This window comes from Pyrococcus sp., assembly GCF_030153625.1.
Classification (GTDB): domain Archaea; phylum Methanobacteriota_B; class Thermococci; order Thermococcales; family Thermococcaceae; genus Pyrococcus; species Pyrococcus furiosus.
This window is the reverse complement of the sequence record NZ_JASKLM010000011.1, coordinates 1-11,348: the sequence shown is the minus strand read 5'-3', so window position 1 is coordinate 11,348 and position 11,348 is coordinate 1. Positions and strand designations below refer to the sequence as shown.

Below are 11,348 nucleotides of genomic sequence, written 5' to 3'. Positions count from 1 at the left end.
GATGATACATATAAATTTTTCTGTTATGATCATGTGAACATAAATGTTCATCAACGCACGTCAAAATCTAATAAACTCTTGATAAAAACAATTCCTGGGGAGAACCAATGTTCGCGGAAATAATTACCGTAGGTGATGAACTTTTAACAGGGAATACTGTAAACAGCAACTCAGCACACATAGCGAAGAAATTAACGGAGAGAGGATACCTCGTTAAGAGAATAACTACTGTTGGCGATGACGTGGAGGATATAAGGTCTGTAATTTTAGAATCCCTTAACAGAAAACCCGATGTTCTTATTATTTCGGGAGGCCTCGGGCCAACTCACGATGACGTTACAATGGTGGCCGTCGCTAAGGCGCTGGGAAAAGAATTAGTGCTCTGTGAAAAATGCTTAGAGGAAATAAAGGAATTTTATGAGAGATTATATAGGGAGGGGCTAATTGATGATCCTACGCTGAATGATGCAAGGAAAAAGATGGCTTACCTTCCCAAAGGAGCCATTCCATTGAAAAACTCTGTTGGGGCAGCACCTGGGGCCTATATAGAATATAGAGGCACTAAAATCTTTGTGCTCCCAGGCATGCCAAGAGAAATGAAGGCGATGCTTGAAGAGGAAGTTTTACCAAGAATTGGATCAAAGAAATTCGTTCAGAAGAAATACCTTGCTGAGATAACCGATGAAAGCAAATTGGCACCAATTTTAGAAGAAACTATAAAGATTTTCGATGTAAAGATACACTCCTCCCCAAAAGGTTTTGGGAAGTTCATTGGAATCATAATATTTGCTCAAGACGAAGATACCATAAAAAAGGCAGTAGAATTTATGAAGAGTAAGGGAATCGAATTTAGGGAGGGCTGGTAGTGCTTCCAGAGAAAGTTGTAAAGATACTTGAGGAGATGAAGAACGAGAAAATAAGAGGAGCTAGCTGGATGGCCAAAAAGGGAGCTGAAGCCTTTATATTACTCAGCGAAGAGTTAGATGAAACTTCCCTAGAGGAAGGAATAATAGAGTTGAAAAGAGAAATCCTTGAAATTAATCCATCGATGGCCTCCCTCTATAATCTTGCAATGTTTATTCCAATAACAAACGACAGAGAAGTGGTAAAACTAAGAGCTGAGGAGTTCATAAAAAGAGCGGAAGAAGCTAAGAAGGAAATTGCCTCTATTGGAGCCCAACTAATAGATAGTGGGGATGTCATAATAACCCACTCTTATTCTTCAGCTGTCTTTGAAATTCTAAAAACTGCCAAGAGAAGAGGGAAGCAGTTTAAGGTTATACTCACAGAAAGTGCTCCCGATTACGAGGGCCTATATTTAGCAAAAGCCCTGCAAGATGAAAGTATTGAAGTTGAAATTATAACAGATGCCCAACTTGGATTATTTGCTAAGGATGCAACACTGGCAATCGTTGGAGCAGATACTGTGACAAAAGATGGATACGTTGTGAATAAAGCTGGAACTTATTTACTTGCCATCTCCTGTTATGAAAGTGAAGTTCCATTTTATGTTGCTGCCGAAACCTACAAGTTTCACCAAAAGATTACATCCAAGGAAGTAGAACTCGTGGAGAGACCTTTGTATAGGGAAGGAAGTAGAGTTAGAAATGTTTTGTTTGACATAACTCCCTGGAAATTTATAAGAGGGATTATAACTGAGCTAGGAATTATACTTCCCCCGAGGGATATGATATGAAGTTGCGGGGGGATGCCAGAGAAGTCTACAAGAGGTTACTCTCCCGGCTAGAGTCTATGATTAAATTAGGGGAGGCCAGGACATTTCTTAAAAAATTTGAACCGACAAGTGATAGAGAGGAAATTATAAAAAGGCAAAATTACTTAAAAGAAGGCTTAAAAAATGTGAGAGATGACTTAGAAGAATATCTCCTTTCAATAAGGCCAATTAGATTTAGGAGAGAATTTTTTCATGATAGAATTTTGCTGGTCTCCGATGAGGAAGTAGAAGAAGCAGAAAAGCTTGACTTATGCCCAGTAACTTCTGATCCCTCTGAAATTGAAGATTATCCTCTTATTTTAAGCACGATTGGGTATGGAATTGAGGTTGAGGTAAAGCCTTCCCATATTGCCCCAGAGCTTTATATAATTCCCCTGTGGGAAAATAGGGACGTTCTTGAAGCACTTTCAAAAGTTTTCCCAGGAGGAGCGGCCGATAAAATTTTGATTTCTTTAAAAGAGATAGAAGAGATTTTTAAGAAAATGGAAATTCTCGAAAATCTAGATGAAATAATCGTTGAGAAAGAAAAGGAACTCAATAGGAAAATTGAAGAAAAGCTTGAGAGATTTAAGTTAACCCTAAGCGGCAGAGATCTTGTGGAATTTATGAAAGCCTTAAGAGCTGGAAACCTGGAATATCTTTTTCATAAGTTCTCAGCTCTTAATGACGAAATCATAGAGGAGATTAATAAAGCGGAAAAGGAAATTTCCGATGTTCTGGGAATTAGTGTAGAGATTTTTCCTAGAGATTTCCCAGTAGAAGTTCCTCCAGAGCAGATAGAAGCCCTTAAAAGAGAGCTAGAGAGAGAATTTAAGATAGAATTTTATCTTAAAAGCAGAGAAACTGTAGAAAAAATCCTGCCCCATCTGCAAAAACTAAAAGAAGAGATACAAAAAGCCTACGAATTATACTTTTTGCTTGTGGTTAAAAAATTCACAAGAGACTTTGTGTTTCCAGAAATTGTTGAAGAAGGGATCGGGTTTATTGAAGGTAGGAATCTGTTCATAGAAAACCCACAACCAGTAAGTTATTTCGTAGGGAAGTCTTATGGTAACTTCCCAGGAGTTGAAGAAGCAAACATTGTAATTTTGACAGGGGCTAACAGCGGAGGTAAAACTTCTCTCCTTGAGCTCATCTCCCAGATTGTCATATTGGCCCATATGGGCTTTCCAGTTCCTGCAAAAAAAGCCTGGTTTACAGTTTTAGATGAAATATTTTTCTTTAAGAGAAAGAGAAGTGTTTATGGAGCAGGAGCCTTTGAAACGTCTCTAAAAGGATTGGTAAGGGCAATTAAAGGAAAAGGAAAAAAGCTAATTCTAATTGATGAATTTGAGTCAATAACTGAGCCTGGAGCTGCCGCGAAGATATTGGCAGAGCTCCTGAAAATAGCTTATGAGAAGGGATTTTTCGTCGTAATTGTCTCTCACTTAGGAGAAGATTTGAAAAGAGAGATTCCTTTTGCGAGGGTGGATGGAATAGAAGCGAAAGGCCTTGACGAAAACTTGAATCTAATAGTTGATAGACAGCCAAAATTTGGAGTTATTGGAAGAAGTACGCCAGAATTAATAGTAGAAAGACTTGCTAGAAAGGGAAGAGGAGAAGAAAAAATGATAATGAACAGAATACTTAAAAAATTTAGGAAGTAATCCAGCTTCTCTCCCTATATCTCCCTCTCAATTCAATTTCCTTGATTTTTTCCTCAATCTCACGCCTCTTCTCTTTCCCCCTTACCTCTTCATATCCTCTTAGAACAGCTTTAAATCCCTCTTCAACCCAGCTGTAGTGAGTACTCTCCATTGCTCTCCTCAGCAAGTGAAGATCAACACCCTGGGCTTCTAAAGTATCGTCAAACTCAGCTAACCCGAAGTCTATGAGGTAAATTTTTCCATCTCTCATTATCATATTGGAGGTCGTCAAATCCCCATGGACAATACCTGCCTCATGTAACTTTCCTATGACCCTGCCAATTTCCTTACATATCTCCAACCTTTCTTCTATGGGAAGTTTTTCCAAAAGCTCCTTGAGCCTCTCCCCCTCTATGAACTCCATAACTATTATCATGTTCTTGGTATCAACTTCAAACACGTAGGGAACATTTACACCAGCTTTCTTAGCTCTATGGAGTATTCTAGCTTCTCTTATTGTTCTCTCTTTTCTGAGTTTTATGTCGATTTCAGGAATCCTATATCTTTTCGAGACCCTTTCCTTAACGATCACCTTGATGGGAAGATCATAGTATAATTCGGAAAAGTCTGCAAGATATATCTTTGCTTCAGCCCCCTGCTTTATGAGCTTCATCTTTAACTCCCCTCTCACTTAAACAGCAAAAGCCTTAAATTATTTTGTGAACAACTTTTAATGAGGGCCCCATGAAAAGAGCTCAAACTGCCATTGAATATCTCCTCATGCTGGCTGCAGTTCTGATTTTGGTGGCCATAGTGCTTAACGTAGTTGTTGATAGCATGAGAACTCTAACAAATTATGTTGAGGAGTACACAAAAGTCATAAGAGAAAGACTTCTAGAGTCGCTTTAGTGGAGGTGAATTCATGATAATTCCTCTGATTCTGGGAATATTAGTTGGGATTCTTACATCTTATACGGACATTAAAACAAGCTACATATACGAGGAACGCTTTTTTCCAAGCTTTTCACTCCTATCAAAGTGGTGGTGTAAGAGGAAGGGATGTAATTATGAGGTAAAAGGTCCATACATACCCATTGTAGAGGCTGGAATTCTATACTATTTCTTCCTGGGAATAAAAAACGAGGATCTAATTCTTGCATTTTCTGGAATTATTGGATTGCTCTTAGGTTTTGCCGTAGGATCCCTCCTTTATTATACTGGAGGATGGGCTAGTGGTGACGTGCTAATTCTTGCAGCATTTTCATCCCTTCTCCCCTATGCCCCAGAATCTGCCAAGTACAAAGCTCCGTATGCTGTAGTATTGCCCCTAAATGCCTTAACGATTCTGTTTAATTCGATCCTTCTTATATTCCCCCTAATATTTGTGTATGCATTTGCAGGACTTATTGCAAAGAAGAAACTCAGCCTCTTAAAAGAACTGTTTGTTAAAGGCATTAGGAACGTCTTCGAAGTGTCTTTGTGGATAATGTTTTCTGTTACTCTCTTTGTAGTGATAAGCATCAACCTTGGAATATCGCTACATCCGCTCTTGAGATGGATTCTTACCTTTCTGTTGATAGCTTTTCTTAGCAAAATTAGGGTTATAGGAGATATTCTTGGAGTATTATCCCTTGTATACGTCACATATCTTGTAGGATTTTCATCCCTATATTTCTTCCTCAGATTAGTGATTATCCTCTATGCATTCAAGCTTTTGCTATCCTCAGTTAAGATGTTAAGAAAAGAAGTTTTAACCAAAGTCAAAAGAGTTGAAGAGCTCAAAGAAGGAGAAGTTCTAGGAGAGAGAATACTGGAAGTCGGAGGCAAAATAGTCAGGGATAGGAAAGACTTCTTTGAAAAGCTCAATGAAGTTTTGAAAAGTGGGAAATTCGAACAGATTAGTGGAAAAGAGATAGCTGGTTTTAGTGTTGAAGGATTAACTAAAGAGCAGATTGAAGAGCTCAAAAAGCTAGTAAGCGAAGGAAAGCTCGAGAATGAATTTTTAGTCAGAAAAGCAATGCCCTTTGCCCCAGCATTGTTCCTGGGGTTTTTAACAAGTTACTTCTTTGGAGACATTTTGTGGTGGATCATTCTCAAGGTTTCTGGAATGGTGTGAATTATCCCGTCCTTTCGGAAGAGGACCTCTCCACCCGAATAGGTTAAAAACAGGCAAAGATACTTAGAAAACGATGAAAGTATACAGGCTCTATTTAAAGGATGAATATCTTGAGATGGTGAAAAGTGGAAAGAAAAGAATTGAGGTTAGAGTGGCTTATCCTCAGTTAAAAGACATTAAGAGAGGGGACAAAATTATTTTCAATGACTTAATTCCGGCTGAAGTTGTGGAGGTTAAGAAGTACGAAACTTTTAGGCAGGTACTTAGAGAAGAGCCGATAGACAAGATATTTCCAGATAAACCAAGCTTTGAAAAGGCTCTCAAGAGGTTCCACAATATGTATCCGAAGTGGAAAGAGTATAGGTACGGAGTTTTGGCAATAAAGTTCAGAGTTCTTGGGAGGGATAAAGAATGAAAAACTTAAAATTTGATGGAAGATACAAGGACGACATAATCTCAGGGAAAAAGAGAGCAACAATTAGGTTGGGAAGGAAGATAAACCTAAAGCCTGGAGAAGAGGTTCTTGTGCACGCTGGAGGTTACGTTTTGGGAAAAGCAAGAATTATTAGGGTCGAAACTAAAAAAGTCGAGGAGTTAACTGACGAGGATGCTAGAAAAGATGGTTTTAGAAATAAAGAAGAACTCATAAAAGCACTCAAGGAACATTACAAGTTCGTTAGACCTGATTCTCCTGCAACAATTGTGGAGTTTGAGATGATAAAACTCTTAGACAAGCCAATTCTTTCAGCAGATTTCCCATATGAAGGAAATAACCCAATTGAAATTGCAGAGCTAGCCCTAAAGCACTTGGACAACTTAAGTTTCGAAGAAGTAGCCCTTCTAAAGTTATTTTTGAATGAGGGAAGCCTAAGAAAGGCTGCAATGAAGTTGGGTGGTCTTAATAAAAGATATAAGATCCGTGAAGTTCTGAGAAAAGCTTATGAAGAGCTCAAAAAGAGAGGAATTATGCAACCTAAAATCTAGGGGACTATTTCAATATCCAATTCTGTTCCATCGCTTCTAAAAGCCTTTGTACTTTCCTTAGTATAGGGAAATGCTATTATTATGTGAACTCCCCCAAACTTGGAGAAAAAGTCCAAATCAGCTTTAGAAGGATAAGGATAAGGAGAGGGATGAGAATGAACAGTTCCTTTAATAGTTTCATCATGAGGCAAGAGATTTAGATCAAAGTATACCGACTTTGTTCCAAAGAACCCCTTTGGCAAAAATAAAACCTCCTCAAATACCCCATTTTTCTCTCTCAGCAGGCCTGCAAACTCTTTTGGATGAAAAGAGGCTGCGAGATCCAAAAGATATTCAAAGAGTTCCTTCCTAACTTTAACTCTCATATTGTATGGAAACTTTATAAGGCATATAAAATTATCCATGATTGGCGAGAGGAATATGGAGGAGGAGAGACTCGATCTTGGGATCGAGTTTGAGACAACAGAGGAGATTCCTGTCCCAGAGAGGTTAATTGATCAAGTTATAGGTCAAGATCACGCTGTTGAAGTTATAAAAACTGCTGCAAAGCAGAGAAGACACGTACTTCTCATTGGAGAGCCAGGAACAGGTAAGTCAATGCTTGGCCAAGCAATGGCAGAACTACTCCCAACCGAAAATCTCGAAGATATCCTAGTTTTTCCAAATCCAGAAGACGAGAACATGCCTAGGATAAAGACTGTCCCAGCTTGCCAAGGAAGAAAAATCGTCGAAGAGTACAGAAAGAGAGCAAGAGAACAGGAGAGCATTAAGACATATCTATTATTCTTTGTATTTCTAGTCGTTGGAATGGCTGTTTTGATGAGTAAGGGAGATCCAAACACGCTCCTCCTGGGAGTATTTGTCATTCTAGTAGCCCTAATGGCAGTAGCAAACATGAGAATTAGAACCCAGGCCATGGTGCCCAAGCTACTTGTAGATAACTGTGGAAGAAAAAAGGCCCCATTTGTAGATGCGACAGGGGCCCATGCTGGAGCTCTGCTTGGAGATGTTAGACACGACCCATTTCAATGTTTTAGCGGTGAAGAAGTTATCTTAATTGAAAAGGACGGAGAGAAAAAAGTCTTCAAACTTAGGGAGTTCGTTGACGGTCTCCTTAAGGAGGCGTCTGGAGAAGGGATGGACGGAAGTATTAGAGTAGTTTATAAAGATCTTCAAGGGGAAAACATAAAAATACTCACAAAAGACGGACTTGTAAAGCTCCTTTATGTCAATAGAAGAGAAGGGAAGCAAAAGCTTAGAAAAATAGTAAATCTTGAAAAGGATTATTGGCTTGCATTAACACCTGAACATAAAGTGTACACAATAAAGGGCCTTAAAGAAGCTGGAGAGATAACTAAAGATGATGAGATAATAAGAGTGCCTCTCACAATTCTTGACGGCTTTGACGTAGCCGAGAAGAGTATAAGAGAGGAACTTGAAAGGCTTAGCCTACTTCCACTAAATAGTGAAGACAGTAGACTAGAAAAGATAGCAGGAATCATGGGCGCACTCTTTGGTAGTGGAGGTATCGATGAGAATTTCAATACCCTTAGCTTTGTTTCTAGCGAGAAGAAAACAATTGAACAGTTTGTTAAAGCACTCAGCGAGCTCTTCGGGGAATTTGACTATAAAATTGAAGAAAAAGAAAACAGCATTATTTTCAGAACATGTGATAAAAGAATAGTGACCTTCTTTGCTACACTTGGTGCACCAGTTGGAGACAAAAGCAAAGTTAAGCTTAAGCTTCCATGGTGGGTCAAGCTTAAGCCGTCACTTTTCCTCGCCTTCATGGATGGTCTCTACAGTAGCAATAGGAATGACAAAGAAATCCTCGAAATAACTCAACTTACTGACAACGTCGAAACGTTCTTCGAGGAAATATCTTGGTATCTGAGCTTCTTTGGAATTAAGGCAGAAGCTGAAGAGGATGAAGAAAAAGATAAATACAGGGCTAGACTTACGCTATCCTCATCAATAGACAACATGCTTAATTTCATTGAGTTCATTCCAATAAGCTTTTCTCCAGCAAAGAGAGAAAAATTCTTTAAGGAAATTGAAAAATATCTGGAATATAGCATTCCCGAAAAGACTGAGGATCTTAAGAAACGAGTTAAGAGAGTTAAGAAGGGAGAGAGAAGGAATTTCCTCGAAAGCTGGGAGGAAGTTGAAGTTACTTACAACGTAACTACAGAGACAGGAAATCTACTTGCTAACGGTCTATTTGTTAAGAACTCTGGAGGTCTTGGAACACCGGCACACGAAAGAGTTGAACCCGGAATGATCCACAGAGCTCACAAGGGAGTTCTGTTCATAGACGAGATAGCAACACTTAGCTTGAAGATGCAACAAAGTCTACTAACTGCAATGCAGGAAAAGAAATTCCCAATAACCGGACAAAGCGAACTTTCAAGCGGTGCTATGGTGAGAACAGAGCCCGTTCCTTGTGACTTCATCTTGGTAGCTGCTGGAAACCTTGATACAATAGACAAGATGCACCCAGCACTACGTTCAAGAATCAGGGGATATGGATATGAAGTCTACATGAGAACCACAATGCCCGACACTCCAGAGAACAGGAGAAAGCTTGTCCAATTCGTAGCCCAGGAGGTAAAGAAAGACGGAAGAATTCCACATTTCACGAGAGATGCCGTCGAGGAAATCGTAAGAGAAGCCCAAAGGAGAGCTGGGAGAAAGGGCCACCTAACATTAAGACTCAGAGACCTGGGCGGAGTTGTAAGGGCAGCTGGAGATATTGCCGTAAGAAAAGGAAAGAAGTACGTCACAAGGGAAGACGTGCTAGAGGCCCTCAAGCTGGCCAAGCCTTTAGAGAAGCAATTAGCAGATTGGTACATCGAGAACAAGAAGGAGTATCAGGTAATAAAAACCTCAGGTGAAGAAATCGGCAGGGTGAATGGTCTAGCTGTTATAGGAGAGCAAAGCGGTATTGTGTTGCCGATCGAAGCTATGGTAGCTCCAGCCGCAAGCAAAGAGGAAGGTAAGATCATAGCAACAGGAAAGCTTGGAGAGATTGCAAAGGAAGCAGTCCTAAACGTTTCAGCTATTATTAAGAGGTATAAGGGAGAGGACATCAGCAGGTACGACATTCACGTTCAATTCCTACAGACATACGAGGGAGTTGAGGGAGATTCCGCCAGCATTAGTGTTGCTACTGCAGTTATATCCGCTTTAGAAGAGATTCCAGTAAGGCAAGATGTTGCAATGACAGGTTCACTAAGCGTTAGAGGAGAAGTTTTGCCAGTAGGAGGAATAACTCCAAAGATCGAAGCTGCGATAGAGGCAGGAATAAAAACAGTAATAATTCCTAAGGCAAACGAAAAGGATGTCTTTCTATCCCCAGATATGAGAGAAAAAATTGAAATAGTTGCAGTAGAGAGAATAGATGAAGTGTTAGAAGTGGCACTTGCAGATTGTGAGAAAAAGAAAGAGCTCATAGAGAAAGTTAGAAAAAGCCTTCCCCTGGGGGGAATTGAAAATGTTAATAGCTAAACCCTGCACAAGCATGGGAGGGGTTCTTGTTCAACTCTATCTTTGGGACAAAGAAGTAAAAATTGAAATATCTAAGCTTGCTCAAGAGCTCAAGCAAAAGGGATACAAAATAAAAACACTAATTCCTGGGATTATGGTTGTTACGGAAATTGACGGGTATGAAGCCAGCATTTATCCCAGCGGTAAAATCATAATAAAAGATCTAAGGGACGAGAAAAAGGCCGAGGAGATCGCCAGAAAGATTTATGATCTGGCGGGGGTAAATATTGAAGATTGAGCTTCTTCTTTTGTTTTTAGTATTTGCCTGGGACGGATATTTCTTTCTTAGATACATTATTGGATTGACTAGAAAATACAGGACAATTCAATGGAATCCAACTGTTAGTGTTATAATTCCAGCGTATAATGAAGAAGAGAACATTGAAAGTGCAATAAAGGCAGCTCTCTCACAAGATTATCCAGTAAGTGAAGTGATAGTAGTTGATGATGGAAGTGAGGATAAAACTTACGAAAGAGCTTTAAGAATGGCCCAGGAAGATACAAGAGTTAAGGTCATAAGAATTCCTCATGGGGGAAAAGCTAGGGCCCTTAATGAAGGAATAAAAGTCGCTAGGGGAGAAATAATAGTTACCACTGATGCCGATTCTTATATGGCCAAGGATGCCGTTAGAAGGTTAGTAGAGAGGTTTTATTCGCCAGACATCGTTGGAGTTGGAGGGCAAATTAGAGTAGTTGTTGAATCCTTCTTAACTTTGGTTCAAGACATAGAACACTTAAGAATAGCTATGTACAGAAGAGCCAAAGAGCTTGAAGATTTAAGCCTAGCCCCAGGCCCACTATCTGCCTTTAGGAGAGAAGCTCTAGACCAAATTGGAGGAATTGCAGAGAGTATAGTCGAAGACTATGCTACAACAAAGCTTTTAAAGAAAGTGGGTAAGGTGGTGTACGCGCCTAAGGCAAAATTGTTTACTAGAATGCCCATTACCTTAAAAGAGCTCTGGAGACAAAGAAAAAGATGGTTTATAGGGGATCTAAATCACCTTGAACCAAAGGATTATGCGATATTAATGTTAAGCGATTTCATTGCATTCCTCGATGTTATCCTTCCATTATTATTTATTGTTAGAGGAGAATTTCTTTTACTTGGAGCTTTCTTTGGGTTCGAAATCTTAACTATGCTGCCTCCAATAATTTTTGAAGGAGGATCAATAATTGAGGCACTTTCTTTTCCTTTTATCTTGATATTTCTGGCCATGTTTTATCTAGGCATTCACATTTACGGATATTTGACAAAATTAGATACTGTCAGGATAACTGGGGCATCACCTCTTGAAGCCACTCAGTCACATCACCAGGCGGACAACCAAACCGAGAATGAAAC

The 11,348-nt window shown here is 39.5% G+C and carries 11 protein-coding genes and 2 pseudogenes; 10 read left to right on the top strand and 3 right to left on the bottom strand.

Translation table 11 applies throughout. The annotated features are described in order from the left end of the window. Positions 1–107: 107 nt before the first annotated feature. From PWP39_RS02985 to PWP39_RS02975, 3 genes are read left to right on the top strand one after another with little or no spacing between them, the layout of a single operon-like run. Complete coding sequence (locus PWP39_RS02985) at positions 108–866, top strand: molybdopterin-binding protein (protein ID WP_011011593.1); 759 nt, start codon at positions 108–110, stop codon at positions 864–866. After that, positions 866–1,696 (top strand): translation initiation factor eIF-2B alpha/beta/delta subunit family protein, encoded by an 831-nt coding sequence (locus tag PWP39_RS02980; RefSeq protein WP_011011592.1) that lies wholly within the window; start codon positions 866–868, stop codon positions 1,694–1,696. Before PWP39_RS02985 ends, PWP39_RS02980 begins: the two co-directional genes overlap by 1 nt. Further along, positions 1,693–3,381, top strand: coding sequence for a MutS-related protein (locus PWP39_RS02975; RefSeq protein ID WP_011011591.1), 1,689 nt, complete (start codon positions 1,693–1,695; stop codon positions 3,379–3,381). Before PWP39_RS02980 ends, PWP39_RS02975 begins: the two co-directional genes overlap by 4 nt. Here PWP39_RS02975 and PWP39_RS02970 read toward each other — a convergent pair. Next, positions 3,371–4,033, bottom strand: a complete 663-nt coding sequence (locus PWP39_RS02970) for a Kae1-associated kinase Bud32 (protein ID WP_014835152.1) — start codon at positions 4,031–4,033, stop codon at positions 3,371–3,373. The two genes, PWP39_RS02975 and PWP39_RS02970, sit on opposite strands and share 11 nt — an antisense overlap. 71 nt (positions 4,034–4,104) lie before the next feature. On the opposite strand from PWP39_RS02970, the gene PWP39_RS02965 reads away from it, so the two are divergent. The 4 genes from PWP39_RS02965 (at position 4,105) to PWP39_RS02950 (ending at position 6,460) form a co-directional block, all read left to right on the top strand. Continuing rightward, positions 4,105–4,269 carry a class III signal peptide-containing protein gene (locus PWP39_RS02965; RefSeq protein WP_014835151.1) on the top strand — a complete coding sequence of 55 codons (165 nt, stop codon included), beginning with the start codon at positions 4,105–4,107 and terminating at the stop codon, positions 4,267–4,269. Between the two features lie 13 nt (positions 4,270–4,282). Further along, positions 4,283–5,476, top strand: coding sequence for an A24 family peptidase C-terminal domain-containing protein (locus tag PWP39_RS02960; RefSeq protein WP_288072545.1), 1,194 nt, complete (start codon positions 4,283–4,285; stop codon positions 5,474–5,476). A 73-nt stretch (positions 5,477–5,549) separates the two neighbouring features. Next, positions 5,550–5,891, top strand: coding sequence for an ASCH domain-containing protein (locus PWP39_RS02955; RefSeq protein WP_011011587.1), 342 nt, complete (start codon positions 5,550–5,552; stop codon positions 5,889–5,891). Continuing rightward, a complete protein-coding gene (locus PWP39_RS02950; protein WP_011011586.1) occupies positions 5,888–6,460 on the top strand; it encodes an ASCH domain-containing protein in 573 nt (190 codons plus the stop codon). Before PWP39_RS02955 ends, PWP39_RS02950 begins: the two co-directional genes overlap by 4 nt. Here PWP39_RS02950 and PWP39_RS02945 read toward each other — a convergent pair. Further along, a complete protein-coding gene (locus PWP39_RS02945; RefSeq protein WP_014835150.1) occupies positions 6,457–6,825 on the bottom strand; it encodes a Mov34/MPN/PAD-1 family protein in 369 nt (122 codons plus the stop codon). The two genes, PWP39_RS02950 and PWP39_RS02945, sit on opposite strands and share 4 nt — an antisense overlap. Positions 6,826–6,880: 55 nt before the next feature. Here PWP39_RS02945 and lonB point away from each other — a divergent pair, with 55 nt between their 5' ends. The 3 genes and pseudogenes from lonB to PWP39_RS02930 form a co-directional block, all read left to right on the top strand. After that, a complete protein-coding gene (lonB, locus tag PWP39_RS02940; RefSeq protein ID WP_288072571.1) occupies positions 6,881–9,967 on the top strand; it encodes an ATP-dependent protease LonB in 3,087 nt (1,028 codons plus the stop codon). Beyond that, the gene (locus PWP39_RS02935; protein WP_011011583.1) at positions 9,954–10,244 is read left to right on the top strand and encodes a hypothetical protein; all 291 of its coding nucleotides are present in this window, start codon (positions 9,954–9,956) and stop codon (positions 10,242–10,244) included. The genes lonB and PWP39_RS02935 overlap by 14 nt, the downstream gene beginning before the upstream one ends. Next, positions 10,234–11,265 (top strand): annotated as a pseudogene (locus PWP39_RS02930) (glycosyltransferase family 2 protein); the annotation flags it as partial. The gene PWP39_RS02935 and the pseudogene PWP39_RS02930, both read left to right, overlap by 11 nt. A 7-nt stretch (positions 11,266–11,272) precedes the next feature. Here the strand turns inward: PWP39_RS02930 and PWP39_RS02925 are convergent. Continuing rightward, positions 11,273–11,348, bottom strand: a pseudogene (locus tag PWP39_RS02925) (IS6 family transposase); the annotation flags it as partial.